The following is a 15,246-nucleotide window of genomic DNA, read 5'->3' as shown; positions in this document are numbered from 1 at the left end:
CACCCGAATGACCGAGGGCCCACTGATCGTCCAGTCCGACAAGACGCTGCTGCTCGAGATCGACCATCCGAGTTCGAACGAGGCACGGGTCGCCATCGCGCCGTTCGCCGAGTTGGAGCGGGCGCCCGAACACGTCCACACCTATCGGATCACGCCGCTGGCCCTGTGGAATGCGCGGGCGGCCGGGCACGATGCCGAGCAGGTCGTCGACGTCCTCGTTCGGTTCTCCCGCTACCCCGTACCGCAGCCGCTGTTGGTCGACGTGGTCGACACCATGGGCCGCTTCGGCAGGCTCCGGCTGGTCAACAGTCCGGTGCACGGCCTGGTGCTGGAGTCCCTGGACCGCGCGGTGCTCGCCGAGGTACTGCGGAACAAGAAGATCGCCCCCATGCTCGGCGCGCGGCTCGACGAGGACGTCACCTCGGTCCACCCGAGCGAGCGCGGCAGGCTCAAGCAGGCGCTGCTCAAGATCGGCTGGCCCGCCGAGGACTTCGCGGGCTATGTCGACGGCGAGGCGCATCCCATCACCCTCGACCAGGACGGCTGGCAACTGCGCGACTACCAACGACAGGCCGTCGACGCCTTCTGGGCGGGCGGCTCCGGGGTCGTGGTGCTGCCCTGCGGCGCGGGTAAGACGCTGGTCGGCGCCGCTGCGATGGCCGAGGCACAGGCCACCACCTTGATCCTGGTGACGAACACGGTCGCGGGCCGACAGTGGAAACGCGAGTTGATCGCGCGTACCTCGCTGACCGAGGACGAGATCGGCGAGTACTCCGGCGAACGCAAGGAGATCCGTCCGGTCACCATCGCCACCTACCAGGTCATCACCCGCAAATCCAAGGGCGAATATCGGAACCTGGAGCTGTTCGATTCCCGCGACTGGGGCCTGGTCCTGTACGACGAGGTGCACCTGCTGCCTGCCCCGGTGTTCCGGATGACCGCCGACCTCCAGTCACGACGCAGGCTCGGGTTGACCGCCACGCTGGTCCGCGAGGACGGCCGGGAGGGCGACGTGTTCTCCCTGATCGGCCCGAAGCGCTACGACGCACCCTGGAAGGACATCGAGGCCCAGGGCTGGATCGCCCCCGCCGACTGCACCGAGGTCCGCGTCACCCTGACCGAGTCGGAACGGCTGACGTACGCGACCGCGGAACCCGAGGAGCGATATCGGGTGTGCGCGACGGCGGCGACGAAGGTGCCGGTGGTCCGGGCGATCCTGGACCGGCACCCCGACGAGCCGTCGTTGGTCATCGGCGCCTACCTCGACCAACTCGATGAGCTGGGCGAGGCGTTGAACGCGCCGGTGATCCAGGGTTCGACCAAGAACAAGGAACGGGAGGCGCTGTTCGACGCCTTCCGCAAGGGCGAGTTGCGCACGCTCGTGGTGTCCAAGGTCGCGAACTTCTCGATCGACCTGCCCGAGGCGTCCGTCGCGATCCAGGTCTCCGGCACCTTCGGTTCCCGGCAGGAGGAGGCGCAGCGGCTCGGCAGGGTGATGCGCCCCAAGGAGGACGGCAGGCAGGCGCACTTCTACTCGGTGATCTCCCGGGACACCCTGGACACCGACTACGCCGCCCATCGACAGCGGTTCCTGGCCGAACAGGGCTATGCCTATCGGATCGTCGACGCCGACGACCTCCTCGGGCCTTCCCTGCCCGAGATCGCGTGAGAGTCGGCTACTCGGGCGGGGCGTCCGAGATCGGTCGCACATCGGCGAAGGCATGCGGGACCGCCTGCTCGGGCAACGGGCAGTCGCCCAGCCAAGCGGCGATCTCCACCGCCCGGTCGATGCTGTCGCACTCCACCACCCAGTAGCCCGCGAGCACCGGCTGGTCCGCAGGGTAGGGCGAGACCGTCACCACCGGCGCGTTGCCTTGGCCCCGGACCTGCCTGGTCTCGCTCGGCGCGGCCAGGCCTCTGGCCTCGATCAGTTCACCCGAGGCGACCAGGTCCGCATTGAGCTGGGTCATGAACTCGGTCATCGCGGTGAGCTGCGCCGGGGTCCAGGCGGGTTGGGCGGTCTCGATGCCCGCCATCGCCTCGTAGTCCTGTTGCGAGGCGTAGGTCTGGATCAGGTATCTCATGGCTCCCTCTCCCGGCAACCGACGAGCTGGCGGACGTGCCACGAGTATGGGCGCCGATCGCGCCGACTACGCCGCCGATCCACCCGGCGTGTCCCGCCGTCCACCCCGGCGTGTCCCGCCGTCCACCCGGTGTCGGGTCTGCCCGGCGGTGTACCGGCCGAGAGTTCCTCGGGCCTCTCAGCCCTCGAATTTGACCAGTCCGTCCTCGGCGGCGCCTCGACTCAGCACCACCTCGTCGATGGCGCCCTCGGCCGTCTCGTAGTCGGGATCGGCTTCCGCTGTGGTCAGATCGATCAGTCGAACGGGCGGACCGAGATCCACCAGGGTCGGGACATAAGCGGCTTCCGACACCGACCAGTCACCGGCCGAGGTTCGTTCGAAGGTGAAGTGGGCCGCCACGCCCTGCTCGGTGGTGCCTCGGGGTTCCGCGTGCCGGGCGACGCTGTTGCCGAGGCCGTACGCGACCCAGGTGTCGCCGACCTTCTCGAAGGGCTGCACGACGTGTGCGTGGTGGCCGATGATCAGGTCGATCGCCGGGTCGGCCGCCAGCTCTTCGGCCAGTTGGATCTGGGAGTCGGTCGGCTCGTGCCGGTATTCCTCGCCCCAGTGCAGGCTGGCGACGACCACGTCCGCGCCAGCCTCCTCGGTGGCCCGGGCGCCCGCCAGGATCTCCTCGGCCTCCAGGGTGTTGGACATCCACGGCTTGTCCGGCGGCAGCGCGGTGCCGCTGTTGAAGGCGAAGGTGTGTGAGATGTGTCCGACCTGCACCCCGTTGACCTCGCGGACCAGCGGGGTGTTCGCCTCCTCCTCGGTGCGTGCCGCGCCGGTCTGATCGATCCCCACCTCCTCCAGGCGGTCCAGGGTCCGCAGGACACCTTCCTCGCCCTGGTCGACGGTGTGGTTTGAGGCGGTGGTGCAGACGTCGTAGCCCGCAGCGGCCAAGCCGTCGGCCACCTCGGGCGGGGCGCTGAACAGCGGCCAGCCGAGGAAGGGGCCCTCCGGCGCGGCCAGCGGCACCTCGAGGTGGCAGAGCCCCACGTCCGCGTCATCGAGCAGCGGGCCGAGCCCGGCGAACAACGGCGCGAAGTCCCGTTCGCCGCCCGTCTCGGCCGCGTCCAGCTCGGCCTGCTCGGTCAGTGCCGGGTGGATCAGCACGTCACCGGTCGCGACCAGCGAGAACGTGCCGGTCTCCTCGGCGGGCTCGTCCGAGGTGGTCTCGCCGGAGGCGCTGGACTGCGGTTGGTCGTCCTCCGGCGGGGTGGCCACCACCGGGCTGCCCACACAGCCTGCGGTCAGTGCCGCGGTCAGGCCTACCACGGCCACCACCGTGGAACCACGAACGTGTTGATCTCGGGCCTTAAAACCGCCAATCATGCACTGAACGTAGCGCGTTCACTCGATCTGAACAGAAGGAGCATTCGGGCTATCGCCCATATCGACTAATCGTTTATCATGATCGATGCCGCCGCTAACACTGAGTCACCAGTGAGGTGAGCGACCTATGGCGCCTGTCCGCAGCTTCCTCTTCTACCGACGCGTTCGGGGAAGAGACACCGTGTACGGACCCTGCACGAACCAGGTCGAGCTGAGCGAGAATCGCACCTGGCTCTATCTGCGCTTGGCCTCCACGGCACGGTTCGCCGTCACACTCGACTGGCGAGGCGTGTTCGCCCTCATCGAGGCGCTGGAGACCGATACGGCGCTCGCCGTCCCCTGTAGACACGAGGAACACGGGCCGATCTCGCTTCAGGTGGAGATCTACAAGCGGAAGATGGCGCTCTCCCTCACCGTCGAGGACAGCCCGATCACCGTGGTCTTCGACGGCAGGGAGCTGGCCGAGTTGGTCGACCACCTGCGCAACGGGATGCGCTATCTCGAAGCGACCCGGACCTGATAACCCCGGAGATACCCGCAAGGGTCGGGACTGTCCCCTCTGGGTCGATCTCCGGCTCTCGCCCGATGGCCCGGGCCCGCCATCGAGCGATGCTGATGGCATGACGGAGAACAAGCTCATCGACAAGCTCCCGCCCCGCTTCCGCCGGGTTCGCCGCAGCAGGCAGGACCGGATGCTCGCCGGAGTGAGCGGCGGCATCGGTCCCGCTCTCGGAGTCGACCCCGCGCTGGTCCGCATCGGCTTCGTCGCCGTCGCCATCATCGGCCTCGGCACCGGCGCGCTGCTCTACGCGGCCTGCTGGCTGCTCATTCCGGAAGAGAACTGATGGCCGCACCCGGGTCGGTGTCGGTCGCTCCAGATCAGCCGTCGGCCGGGCGCTCGCGCGGTAGACCGGCCACCCCGGGACGCTGCTGCCATGGCAGCGGCCCGGACAACGGCCGGTACTCCACTCCCAGGGCCGCCAACCGAGGCAGGTGCGCTCGGGCCAGCCGGTCGATGAACTCCAAAACCTCCCGTTCGGCCGGACTCCACACCACCTCGGCCAAAGCGGCCAACCTCGGGAAAGCGGCATAGTCGACCCGCCGAGGGCAGTCCAGATACTCCGACCACAGGTGGGCCTGCGCGCCCCTGATCCGGCCTGCAGCGGCGGGCGAGGTGCCTGCGGGCACCGGTTCGTAGCGGTAGACGTCCTCCAGTGTGTGCACCCAGCCGACCGGAAGCGGCTCCCGTTCGTCGGCGGACTGCCGATGATCGAGGTACAGCCGGGTCTCCGGACACATCACCACCTCGTGACCCGCCTCGGCGGCCAGTCGGCCCGCCTACTCCCCGCGCCAGGACGCGACGACGACGCCATCGCCGAGCGCACCCGCATCGACGATCTCATCCCAGCCCAGCACCCGGCGGCCCCGCGCGCGCAGATGCGCGGTGATCTCCCGGAGGAACCAACCCGGCAGATCGGCCACGCCGGAGAGTCCGAGCCGCTCGAGGAGTTCATGGGCCTGCTCGATGGGACCTCGTCGCCGCCCACACAGATCAGTTCCGAGGGGAAGATCTCCAGCAGCTCGTCGAAGACGTTGCGGAAGAACTCCACGCTGTACTCGGACATCCGCAGCACCGCCGGGTTGACCCCACACCTGGTCCACATCTCGACCGGCTCGGAGAGCTCGCCCAGCTCGGGATAGGCGGCGACCGCGGCCTGGACGTGACCGGGCACATCGACCTCGGGTACCACCGTGACGTGACGGGCCGAGGCATACGCGACGATCTCACGCAGATCCTGCTGGGTATAGAAACCACCGTGCGGTCTGCCGTCGGACTCGGTCAGGTCTGCGTAGGGACCGTCGATCATCGGGCAACTCCGGGACGAGGTCGGCGCACTGGGCGACGCGATGGGCTTCGGGTCTCGGGATGGAGCGGCGAATCCGCAGCGCACACCGATGGGATCGGCGCTATCCGTGTTGCTCGGCAGGCGCGGCGTGGAATCCTCGGTCGTGGCAGGCAGGACGGCGAGTCATCGATGCACGAGCTCCACCCAGCGACGAACCCGGTCGATCGTCACCGGGGACTGCCAGTCGCGCCGAACCCCACCGCCGACGTGGAAGCGTCGGATGCCGTGTTGCCGCAGTCCATCGACGTGCTCGGCTCGTAGTCCCCCGCCGGCCAACAACATCGTGTCGGCGGGCCCGAGGGCATCGGCGAGCTCGATCAGTGCGGTCAGATCTCGGCTCACCCCATCCGGGCCGCCAGCGGTGAGTACCGTGTCGCAGCCCAGCCGCCGCGCCCGCTCGAAGGCGGTTCGCCGGTCGGCCGCGTGGTCCACGGCGCGGTGGAAGGTCCAGGCGCAACCGTCCAATTCGGCCAACAACGCCAGGCAGGCCGGGTCGTCCACCTCGCCGTCGGAGGTGAGGAAACCGAGTACGAACTCCGTCGCGCCCGCAGCGCGGAGCTCGACGGCGGCACGCCGCAGGCCGTCGAGGTCATGCGCCCGGAATCCCGGCGCATCGCGGAGCATGACGCGGACGGGGAGATCGGTGGCGGCCAGCACGCTGCGCACCGTGTCGATGGTCGGGCTGAGTCCGTCCGCCGCCATCTCCGAAACGAGCTCGAGTCGGTCCGCGCCTCCCGCCTGCGCCGCAACCGCATCGGCCGCGTCGAGCGCGATGACCTCCAATAGTCCGTCGGCCACTCGGCCGTCTCCCCTCACTCGTCACGCCCGGGATTCCCGCGCGCCCACTCTAGCGCGGTGGTCTAGACCTATCGAGGACCAAACGAGTCGGGTTCCGCGCGTGCCTACGGACCTACGCCGAGAGTCGACCGCGCGCCGCGCCCCGATCGTGACGAACTCGCCTCGGGAAGGCGGCACGCGCTCGGCCGAGCCTGCGATCGTGCGCCGATCCCACGATCCCGCGAAACGATCTGCGGCCGCCCGACCAGCGAAAACCAGCCGAGCACAGAAAGAGTTCAAAAAAGTTTTGAATCAGATGTATCTGGCTGCCACATCCGTACTCCTGTCTCACAGGTCGTTCACACGGCCGGTGGGGGGAAAGCCGCAGACTGCGGCGGCAGGGGGAGCAGCAGGTCCGCGTTCGGGGGAGCGCGGTTGTTGTTCGGCTGTCGCAGTCTGCGGTGTGGTCCCTTCGCGGCACGGCCTGGGGGTGTGAAGGGGCGGGGGGAAGGGCCGCCGACGGGTGGGGTGCACGGGGGAGATCCCACCTGTCGGCTGCCACAGCTCATCTCGCTCAACATCACTCGTGTGCATGGGGGCACACGTTGTCTCTCCTGCACGAAACCTCATTGGTTATCGAACACGGCGGCCCTGGGGGGCAACCGACACAAGATCGATTGCGTCGCACGGTCGACTGACTACGAGGGGATCTCATGACCAGCTCGGAGAAGCAAGCCAAGGTAGACATCGACGAGTTCGAGGCCGAGTTCTCGCCGTCCGATGCCGAGACGTCGGCAGCACAGCGGGAGACCGTCGCCGAAGAGCCGCCCACTCTCGGCGAGCGCGATCCCGGACAGACCCGTCCCCGGGGCGGCATCAACGACCCGATGAGTGATCCGTCGAAGCTCAACTGATCTCATACGCTCATGTGAGCGGCGCCACTAGGCCGTTCGAGCGATAGATGTATCTGGTCGACATGTTGTCGCTCTTATCTACCAGAGGTCGGTTTCGGTCCATTGTGGTCCGAAACCGACCTTGCGACGTCCTACTTGAGACGATGGCGAGCTGGGGGGTCGGAAAGGGGAAGCAGCGTGAACCACGCGCGGACCGGCCAGTCGGAGCTGACGTGGCAGGAACTCGATGGCCATGAACGACACGGGGCATGTCTGATCGCAGCAAGGGCGGGCGATCGCGATGCGCTCAACGCCCTGGTCGCCGATCTGACTCCGGTGGTGTGGCGAATCGCGAGGTCACAGGGCCTCGCCAAGGTCGCAGCCGAGGATGTCACCCAGACCGTGTGGTTGCTACTGCTTCGCAACCTGCATTCCATGGATGAGCCCCGGGCTCTCGTCGCGTGGCTGATCACCACCACGCGACGCGAGGCCATTCGAGCGGTACGCGGCGACCGGCAGTCGTCGTTGCCCGCCGAGATGCTGGAGGAGGTCGCGACAACCCGACATCTACCCGAGCCGGAGGTGCTTCGCCGTGACCGAGACCGACAGTTGTGGGACGCATTCCATCGGCTGTCAGCGAGGTGCCAGATGGTCTTGAGCCTGACGGTGCTCGCGGGCCGCGTCGAGTACCAGGGCGTTGCACAGGCGTTGGAGATACCTAGGGGAAGTGTCGGACCGACGCGAGGCCGCTGTTTGACACATTTGCGGTCCTTGCTCACTGTGGAAGGAGGCACACCATGAGTCCGACCGGGAACGGCTCTGGGCAACCCCCGGGCGGCGAGGATGTCGACTCGTTCGATGTGGGGGATGTTCTGCTGGCCGAGTTGGGCCTGCTGTTGGATTCCGCCGATCCGGTTCCGTCGGACCTCGTCGAGCGGGCGCAGTTCGCCATCGAACTCGAGAACCTCGATGTGGAGGTCGGGCGCTGGGAACGCCCTAAGGAACTTGCTGGGGTACGTGGAGGAGAGCCCAGCACGATGACCTTCACGGTCGGCGATCTCACCTTGATGCTGACGCTGGCTCCCAGCGGCAACGGCCATCGATTCGATGGCTGGCTCGTTCCTGGTGGGCCGCACCTGGTGGAGGTGCGGGTGGCGGGCTATGAATCGAGTTCGATCTCGGCGGACGAAGGCGGCAGGTTCGCGCTGGACACCGTGCCACGTGGGACCACTCAGATTCTCGTTCACCTGACCGCGCACGAAGGTCGCCCGAGTAGAACCATCGCCACACCCAGCATCGTCTTGTAAGTCTCGGGGGGCGAGACGCACGTAGATCACTCCAGGGGTGCGTCGGCGGATCATCCAGACTGGTATGGTCCGCTTGGCCTTGCCCCTGCTGTCGGAGCACACATACGGTGAATGATGCTGACAAGTACATCACCGCGTTGCATCGAGCGAAGGAATTTCATCAAGCAGCGGTCCAATCGACCTCCGAAACACGATTCGCGGTCGCCAACCGCTATCTTCGCAAAGCGCTACGAACATTGGATTCAGCCGAATCCGACGGCGCAGACAATCCTCATCATGAAGAATTTATCATTTCTCGGGTAAGACTCCTGGTCAGCCTGGCTTACAGCGAGTCGGAAGCAAAGGGTATCCGCAACGGGATTCACATCCTCAATCAGGCACAACCGCTCATCGACGCGGCTACCGGAGACCACAAGACCCGATTGAGTGGTATCGCGCGTACCCAACACGGCGTTATTCTGGCCCTGTTCGGACAGCACCAATCCGCCATCGAGAAATTCACCTCGGCAATCGCGCTGCTCGACCAGCCGTCGAGCATGGAGGCCGAACACCGGGTTCTGCTGCCACGCTGCCTGCTCAACCGCGCGCTGGCCTACATCGCCTTGGGAAAACCGGCCGCAGCACGTCGTGACCTGTACCGATGCATGATCTTGAGCGAGCAGGACGACATCCCCATGCTCGCCGCCAAGGCCACGCACAACCTCGGCATGCTGGCGCTGCGGATCAACGAGATACCCACCGCCCTCCAGTACTACGAGGACACCCACGCCCGGTATCGGCAATTCATCCCGCAGTTGCTGCCGAAGATAAAGATGGATCAGGGCGAGGCCCTGTTGGCGGCCGGCCTCGTCGAGGAAGCGGCCAAATACCTCGACGAATCACTGCCGGAGCTACGCCGCAATCGAACCGCGCATTATCTGGCGGAGGCAGAGATTCTTCGCGCCAGCGCCGCGCTGGTGCAGGGCGACTCCGCCATGGCCCGCAACCTGACCGCGTCGGCCGAGCGCCGACTGCTTCGGCGAGGAAATCTGAGCTGGGCGGCAATAGCGGCATTAACCCGACTTCGTGCCGACGTTTACGTGGCCTTGGAAAACGGTCGAATCGGTCGTAATCTGCAACGCCGGGCCATTGAACTGGCGGGCAGGCTTGCCGAGTTGAAGCTCGTCGACGAAACCGCGGCGGCCCGATCGCTGGCGGTACGGGTCGCGCTGCGGCGCAACGACGTCGAGCTGGCGGAATCCGAATTGGCTCGGATCCCCCGGCCTCGACAGATCACCCCCATCGACCACCGGATGCTGCTGCGGCTGTGCCGCGCCGAGCTGGCCGTGGCGCAGGGCGACCGACGCAGAGCCCTCGCCCAGGCCAGGGCCGGCCTGGCCGAACTCGGGCGGATCCGGGACCGAATGGGCGGGCTGGATCTGGTCAGTGGCACCGCGGTGCACGGCAGGGCACTGGGCGAGCTGGCGATCCGATTGGTGCTGGCCTCCGATGGCGATCGCGTCCACGCGGGCAGGCTGTTCAGCTGGTTGGAACGCACCCGTGCCCAGTCCTACCGCTATCAACCACAGCCGCCCATCGCCGATCCCCTGCTGGCCGAACGGGTCACCGACTACCGGCTGCTCAGCAAGGAACTACAGCAGGCCCGCCTGGAGGGCCGCAATCCCGGGGAGACCGCCTCCCGGCACGCCGCACTACAGCGCGAGATCACCCGGCTCGGTTGGCAGAGCAGTCTGTGGGGCAGCCCGACGCCGATCGCGGGCCTCGCCGAGGTGGCACGGTGTCTCGGGGACCGCGCGATGGTGAGCTTCGCGGTCTCGGACGGACATGCCGTCGCGGTGGTGATCGTCGGAGGCCGCGCCCGACTGGTCCGGCTTGGACCGATTCCGGAGATCATGGCCGCCGCGCGGGAACTCCATGCCGATCTGGACGCGTTGGCACCGGATCACCTGCCCGCCCCGCTCGTTGCGGTGATCGCGGGTTCGGCCAACCGGCGGGCGGAGCGTCTCGACGAGAAGCTCTTGCGCCCGTTGGCCCATCTGCTCGCGGACCGCGAGCTGGTGATCATCCCCACCGGAGCGCTGTATGCGGTGGCGTGGGGAGCGTTGCCCTCGATCCATGGACGACCGTTCACGGTCGCGCCATCGGCGACGGCCTGGTTGGCCGCCGAGCGACCGGAGGGCACCGAGCAACCCGATACCGATCGGGCAGCCAACGCGGCGGCCGGTCAGGGTGGCGACGACCCCGGCCGGGTGGTGCTGATCAGCGGCCCGGACCTGCTCGGAGCGGCGGGCGAGGTGGCCGGGCTGCAGACCCATCACCCCGACGCCACGGTGTTGACCGGACGCCAGGCCACCGTCGCCTCGGTGCTGACCGCCCTCGACGGCGCCGGTTTGGCACATGTGGCCGCACACGGCGCACACGAACCCGAGAATGCGATGTTCTCCCGGCTGGAACTCACCGATGGCTCGTTGTTCGCCCACGAGACGGCACGGCTGCGACGGGCGCCCGAACGCGTCGTCCTGGCCACCTGCGAGCTGGCGTTGACCCGGATTCGGCCCGGCGACGAGGCGCTGGGATTCGCGGGCGCCCTGTTGGCGAGCGGGTCCCGTACCGTGATCGCCGCGACCAGCAAGGTGGGTGATCAAGCGGCCTTTGAGACGATGGCGGAATTCCACCGGCTGTTGGCCCAAGGACGCCCACCGGCCGCCGCGCTCGCCGAGGCCATCGCCCCTGAGCCGCTGCGCAGGCCGTTCGTCTGCCTGGGATCCGGGAACTGATCGCGGACTCCACACGACTCGGCACTGTTCCCAGCCGGGCCGGTCCGCACGACATGCGCTGTCTCGCCGGTCGGTGTCGGCGGTTGAAATCGGTTCGGACATGACGAAGGCGGCCCCGCGAATGCGGGGCCGCCCTGTGTCGTGCAGTCGTGCGCGTCAGCGATGGATCAGAAGTCCATGCCACCGGCGTCGGGAGCGGCCGGGGCCTTCTCCTTCTCCGGCTTGTCGGCGACGACGGCCTCGGTGGTGAGGAAGAGCGCTGCGATCGACGCGGCGTTCTGCAGCGCGGAACGCGTGACCTTCACCGGGTCGGTGATGCCTGCGGCGACCAGGTCCTTGTAGTCGCCGGTCGCGGCGTCAAGGCCCTCGCCTGCGGTGAGGCCCTTGACCTTCTCGACCACGACGCCACCCTCAAGACCGGCGTTGACCGCGATCTGCTTGAGGGGGGCCTCGACGGCGACCTTGACGATGTTGGCACCGGTGGCCTCGTCGCCCACCAGGGTCAGCCCGCCGAAGGCGGCCTCGGCAGCCTGGAGCAGAGCCACGCCACCACCGGCGACGATGCCCTCCTCGACGGCGGCCTTGGCGTTGCGCACCGCGTCCTCGATGCGGTGCTTGCGCTCCTTGAGCTCGACCTCGGTGGCGGCACCGACCTTGATGACGGCCACGCCGCCTGCGAGCTTGGCCAGCCGCTCCTGGAGCTTCTCGCGGTCGTAGTCGGAGTCGCTGCGCTCGATCTCGGCGCGGATCTGGCTCACGCGGCCCGCGATCTGCTCCGACTCGCCAACGCCCTCGACGATGGTCGTCTCGTCCTTGGTGACGACGACCTTACGAGCCTGGCCGAGCAGCGACAGGTCGGCGTTCTCCAGCTTGAGGCCCACGTCCTCGCTGATGACCTGGCCGCCGGTGAGGATCGCGATGTCCTGCAGGATGGCCTTGCGGCGGTCGCCGAAGCCGGGAGCCTTGACGGCGACCGACTTGAAGGTGCCGCGCACCTTGTTGACGATCAGGGTGGCCAGGGCCTCGCCCTCGACGTCCTCGGAGATGATCAGCAGCGGCTTGCCCGCCTGCATGACCTTCTCCAGCAACGGGAGCAGGTCCTTCACCGTGGAGACCTTGGAGCTGTACAGCAGGACGTACGGGTCGTCGAGGACCGTCTCCTGCCGATCGGTGTCGGTGACGAAGTAGCCCGAGATGTAGCCCTTGTCGAAGCGCATACCCTCGGTGAGCTCGAGCTCCAGCCCGAAGGCGTTGCTCTCCTCGACGGTGATGACGCCTTCCTTGCCGACCTTGTCCAGCGCCTCGGCGATCAGCTCACCGATGCTGGCGTCGCCTGCGGAGATGCCGGCCGTGGCAGCGATCTGCTCCTTGGTCTCGACCTCCTTGGCGGTCTTGAGAAGCTGCTCGGCGACTGCGTCGACGGCCTTCTCGATGCCGCGCTTGAGACCAAGCGGGTTGGCGCCTGCCGCGACGTTACGCAGACCCTCGCGAACCAGGGCCTGGGCGAGCACGGTGGCGGTGGTGGTGCCGTCACCCGCGACGTCGTCGGTCTTCTTGGCGACCTCCTTGACCAGCTCGGCGCCGATCTTCTCCCAGGGGTCCTCGAGCTCGATCTCCTTGGCGATGGAGACGCCGTCGTTGGTGATGGTGGGGGCGCCCCACTTCTTCTCCAACACGACGTTGCGGCCCTTGGGGCCGAGCGTTACCCGCACGGCGTCGGCGAGAGTGTTCATGCCGCGCTCAAGGCCGCGGCGCGCATCCTCGTTGAACGCGATCAACTTGGCCATTGCTGTGTCGTCCTCCGGCAATTGGTCGCTGCGGACGCTTTCACCCCCACAGCAAGGACATGCACGGCCAGGCGCGGCGCCCGCGACGGACGACCGACCCGACAGCCCATCAGGCAGGGCTGCCGCGAATCGGTCTCACCGACCCGACCTTTGGCACTCAGAAGCACCGAGTGCCAAAACCGTTTTTAGCACTCCCGCCGAGTGAGTGCAAGGCAGATGATCGTCGATCACCCACCCGCGACGACACACCCGGCCCCGTGGCGCAGCCGCTGCCACCGCAGCGATCGGCGAGAGCCCGAGACGATCAGCCCCTGGTGAGCCCGGCCACAGCGGACGCGGAGGTTTGCTCGACCGTCGAGGTGGCTGCGCCCACGACCTGCGCGGTCACCTCCGCCAGTCCCGAGCTCGAACTGTTGGCACCGTTGATAGCCACGATGATCAGGATCACGATGGCCAACACCACCGAGCCGACCAGGATTGGCAGCAGCCATCGGTTCCCACCGCCACGCTGCCCCGTGAAGCTCGCCGCCGACTGGGCGGGCGACGGAGGCCGCAACCGCATCGGCTCGGCATGGGACGAGCCACCCGGATACTGCGGTCCCGGCGGCGGATTCGACGGGAAACCCTGCGGCCCCCACTGCTGTTGTCCCGGCCCGGCGACGGGACCGGCGTGGGTCAGGGCGGGCCGGGCTCCCGTGTCGGGTCCGGCAGGCACAGGCGGTTGGTTGGGCCTCGGCGCGGAGGCCAACGCGGTCCGGGCCGCGGCGATCAGCTCCCGGCAGTTCGCGTAGCGCTGCTTGGGGTCCTTGTTCATCCCCCGCCGCAGCACGTCGTCGATGGCGGGCGGCAGTGCGACGACCGAGGTCACCGCGGGGACCTCCTTGGCCAGATGCCCCTCGATGACCTCGGAGACCTGCCCGCGATAGGGCGGCCTGCCGGTCAGACAGGCGAAGAGCACGCAGGCGAGCGAATAGCCATCGGTCCTCGGGTCGACCGGCTCGCCCCGCAGGTGTTCCGGCGCCGCGTAGGTCGGCGAGCCGAGGAAGTCACCGCCCTGGGTGCGGTGGCCGGTCGCGCCACGCCGGGTCAGACCGAAGTCACCGAGATAGACGTGTTCCCCGGAGGATTCCCTGCTGGTCACCAGGACGTTGGCGGGCTTGATGTCCAGGTGCACCAGGCCGCGACCGTTGAGCATGTCCAGCGCCTCGGCCACCTGTCCGAGCAGGTCGAGACAGCGGGCGGGCGACAGCGGGCCGTCCTTGATCTTGTCCGCGAGATCGGCGCCGTCGACGAGCCGCATCGCGATATAGAGCAGGCCGTCGACCTCGCCGAAGTCATACAGCGGAACCACGTGTGCGTGGTCGATCGCGGAGGTATTGCGTGCCTCGTCGACAAAACGCTCGCGAAACTCGCCATCGCCGGAAAGGTGTTCCGCAATCACCTTCAACGCGACCTTGCGGCCCAGCCGCTCATCGGTCGCCCGATACATCACGCTCATACCACCGCGGCCCAGCACGCCGGTGATTCTGTAGTGGCCCAAACGACGCCCGGTGAGGTCCTCCGACACGAAAAGCAGCCTAACGCTCGGTGAATGTGATCCGTGGACAGTTGCCGAAGCTGATCACCGTCCCCGCGCGTGCAGCCTCGCAGAGACACCCGGTGATGTGGCCGACCGTCAGGGGCTCACCGTACGCGCGTTTCGGGTCTGAGTGAGAATCTGCGCCGGTCCGGCGAAGTCGGCGACGAGCCCCTCCCCCGTTCGCATCGACTGCGTCCCCGATTGGCTCAGCGCACGCACCCGAATCTGCGCGCCCTCTCGGAAACCGACGATGTGTCCGGTGTCCAAGGTCACCGCCTCGCCCACCTTCAGATTCACCACGTCCAGCATTCCGAAACAGGCCAGCACGAGTGTCCCCGCACCCACCGAGTGCAACAGGAATCCGTCGTCGGAACCGAGAACCGACCGCAACAGGGGCGATTGGCCCGCCAGCGCGACATTGGCCGAGGCGGCCAGCCACACCTCGCGTCGAATACACCAGCCGGGCGGCCCCGCAAGCTCCACGATGTGCAGTTCGCCCGCCCGATCAGCGGTGACGTCGACCCAGCCGCCGATGTTGGGAGCGGCGTACTCGGCTGCGGGCGGCGCACCCCCCAGTTGTCTGTTCGGGGCCTTGCTCCCCACCTTGGGCCGAACCGCGACGCCGTAGCTGGTCGCCATCATCGCGCCGACCCGGCTTCTGACCTGTTCGCCCGGCCCGAGAACCAGCCTGGCCACTCCGAAAGACGGCGCGTGGCGGGTCACGACCTGCACCGTTTACCTCCTGTGAACGCGCGGTTTGG

General features: G+C 67.7%; 15 protein-coding genes. 7 read left to right on the top strand and 8 right to left on the bottom strand.

Features of this window, described 5'->3' with window-relative positions:
• Nucleotides 1-7 precede the first annotated feature (7 nt).
• Nucleotides 8-1,669, top strand: coding sequence for a DNA repair helicase XPB (locus BKA25_RS01885; protein ID WP_069852631.1), 1,662 nt, complete (start codon nt 8-10; stop codon nt 1,667-1,669).
• 7 nt (nt 1,670-1,676) lie between these two features.
• Here the strand turns inward: BKA25_RS01885 and BKA25_RS01880 are convergent, their stop codons facing one another.
• Nucleotides 1,677-2,084, bottom strand: coding sequence for a YciI family protein (locus BKA25_RS01880; protein WP_069852633.1), 408 nt, complete (start codon nt 2,082-2,084; stop codon nt 1,677-1,679).
• 177 nt (nt 2,085-2,261) lie between these two features.
• Nucleotides 2,262-3,458 carry a CapA family protein gene (locus tag BKA25_RS01875; protein ID WP_069852634.1) on the bottom strand — a complete coding sequence of 399 codons (1,197 nt, stop codon included), beginning with the start codon at nt 3,456-3,458 and terminating at the stop codon, nt 2,262-2,264.
• A gap of 127 nt (nt 3,459-3,585) precedes the next feature.
• Here BKA25_RS01875 and BKA25_RS01870 point away from each other — a divergent pair, with 127 nt between their 5' ends.
• Together BKA25_RS01870 and BKA25_RS01865 are read left to right on the top strand one after the other, a co-directional pair.
• A complete protein-coding gene (locus BKA25_RS01870; protein ID WP_157421303.1) occupies nt 3,586-3,978 on the top strand; it encodes a hypothetical protein in 393 nt (130 codons plus the stop codon).
• A gap of 100 nt (nt 3,979-4,078) precedes the next feature.
• Nucleotides 4,079-4,303 carry a PspC domain-containing protein gene (locus BKA25_RS01865; protein WP_069852637.1) on the top strand — a complete coding sequence of 75 codons (225 nt, stop codon included), beginning with the start codon at nt 4,079-4,081 and terminating at the stop codon, nt 4,301-4,303.
• A gap of 34 nt (nt 4,304-4,337) precedes the next feature.
• Here BKA25_RS01865 and BKA25_RS28235 read toward each other — a convergent pair whose 3' ends face one another.
• The 3 genes from BKA25_RS28235 to BKA25_RS01855 form a co-directional block, all read right to left on the bottom strand.
• The gene (locus BKA25_RS28235) at nt 4,338-4,757 is read right to left on the bottom strand and encodes a family 20 glycosylhydrolase (RefSeq protein WP_446323458.1); all 420 of its coding nucleotides are present in this window, start codon (nt 4,755-4,757) and stop codon (nt 4,338-4,340) included.
• Entirely contained in the window at nt 4,757-5,326 is a 570-nt protein-coding gene (locus BKA25_RS28705) for a family 20 glycosylhydrolase (protein ID WP_069852641.1), read from the bottom strand. The genes BKA25_RS28235 and BKA25_RS28705 overlap by 1 nt, the downstream gene beginning before the upstream one ends.
• Before the next feature lie 162 nt (nt 5,327-5,488).
• Nucleotides 5,489-6,163, bottom strand: a complete 675-nt coding sequence (locus tag BKA25_RS01855; protein WP_069852642.1) for a copper homeostasis protein CutC — start codon at nt 6,161-6,163, stop codon at nt 5,489-5,491.
• 692 nt (nt 6,164-6,855) lie between these two features.
• Here BKA25_RS01855 and BKA25_RS01850 point away from each other — a divergent pair.
• From BKA25_RS01850 to BKA25_RS01835, 4 genes are all read left to right on the top strand, one after another.
• Nucleotides 6,856-7,056: a hypothetical protein gene (locus BKA25_RS01850; protein ID WP_069852644.1), complete on the top strand. Its 201-nt coding sequence runs from the start codon at nt 6,856-6,858 to the stop codon at nt 7,054-7,056.
• A gap of 177 nt (nt 7,057-7,233) precedes the next feature.
• Entirely contained in the window at nt 7,234-7,836 is a 603-nt protein-coding gene (locus BKA25_RS01845; RefSeq protein ID WP_069852645.1) for an RNA polymerase sigma factor, read from the top strand.
• A complete protein-coding gene (locus BKA25_RS01840) occupies nt 7,833-8,342 on the top strand; it encodes a carboxypeptidase regulatory-like domain-containing protein (RefSeq protein WP_236750401.1) in 510 nt (169 codons plus the stop codon). The genes BKA25_RS01845 and BKA25_RS01840 overlap by 4 nt, the downstream gene beginning before the upstream one ends.
• A gap of 422 nt (nt 8,343-8,764) precedes the next feature.
• Nucleotides 8,765-11,119, top strand: a complete 2,355-nt coding sequence (locus BKA25_RS01835) for a CHAT domain-containing protein (protein ID WP_236750402.1) — start codon at nt 8,765-8,767, stop codon at nt 11,117-11,119.
• Nucleotides 11,120-11,286: 167 nt separating this feature from the next.
• On the opposite strand, the gene groL is transcribed toward BKA25_RS01835, so the two are convergent.
• From groL to BKA25_RS01820, 3 genes are all read right to left on the bottom strand, one after another.
• Complete coding sequence (gene groL / locus BKA25_RS01830; RefSeq protein WP_069852649.1) at nt 11,287-12,906, bottom strand: chaperonin GroEL; 1,620 nt, start codon at nt 12,904-12,906, stop codon at nt 11,287-11,289.
• A gap of 304 nt (nt 12,907-13,210) precedes the next feature.
• Nucleotides 13,211-14,473, bottom strand: coding sequence for a serine/threonine-protein kinase (locus tag BKA25_RS01825; RefSeq protein ID WP_084643449.1), 1,263 nt, complete (start codon nt 14,471-14,473; stop codon nt 13,211-13,213).
• Nucleotides 14,474-14,581: 108 nt separating this feature from the next.
• Nucleotides 14,582-15,217, bottom strand: coding sequence for an AIM24 family protein (locus tag BKA25_RS01820; RefSeq protein ID WP_069852650.1), 636 nt, complete (start codon nt 15,215-15,217; stop codon nt 14,582-14,584).
• Nucleotides 15,218-15,246 lie beyond the last annotated feature (29 nt).

The sequence above is a fragment of the Actinoalloteichus hymeniacidonis genome, assembly GCF_014203365.1.
GTDB classification, from domain to species: Bacteria; Actinomycetota; Actinomycetes; order Mycobacteriales; family Pseudonocardiaceae; genus Actinoalloteichus_A; species Actinoalloteichus_A hymeniacidonis.
The sequence above is the reverse complement of the archived record's forward strand: the minus strand, read 5'-3'. Positions and strand labels throughout refer to the sequence as shown.

Bases quoted from the DNA above. Each gene is read 5' to 3' on its own strand.
- BKA25_RS01885 (WP_069852631.1), top strand. From the start codon at position 8: ATGACCGAGGGCCCACTGATCGTCCAGTCCGACAAGACGCTGCTGCTC.
- BKA25_RS01880 (WP_069852633.1), bottom strand. From the start codon at position 2,084: ATGAGATACCTGATCCAGACCTACGCCTCGCAACAGGACTACGAGGCG.
- BKA25_RS01875 (WP_069852634.1), bottom strand. From the start codon at position 3,458: ATGATTGGCGGTTTTAAGGCCCGAGATCAACACGTTCGTGGTTCCACG.
- BKA25_RS01870 (WP_157421303.1), top strand. From the start codon at position 3,586: ATGGCGCCTGTCCGCAGCTTCCTCTTCTACCGACGCGTTCGGGGAAGA.
- BKA25_RS01865 (WP_069852637.1), top strand. From the start codon at position 4,079: ATGACGGAGAACAAGCTCATCGACAAGCTCCCGCCCCGCTTCCGCCGG.
- BKA25_RS28235 (WP_446323458.1), bottom strand. From the start codon at position 4,757: ATGTGTCCGGAGACCCGGCTGTACCTCGATCATCGGCAGTCCGCCGAC.
- BKA25_RS28705 (WP_069852641.1), bottom strand. From the start codon at position 5,326: ATGATCGACGGTCCCTACGCAGACCTGACCGAGTCCGACGGCAGACCG.
- BKA25_RS01850 (WP_069852644.1), top strand. From the start codon at position 6,856: ATGACCAGCTCGGAGAAGCAAGCCAAGGTAGACATCGACGAGTTCGAG.
- BKA25_RS01840 (WP_236750401.1), top strand. From the start codon at position 7,833: ATGAGTCCGACCGGGAACGGCTCTGGGCAACCCCCGGGCGGCGAGGAT.
- groL (WP_069852649.1), bottom strand. From the start codon at position 12,906: ATGGCCAAGTTGATCGCGTTCAACGAGGATGCGCGCCGCGGCCTTGAG.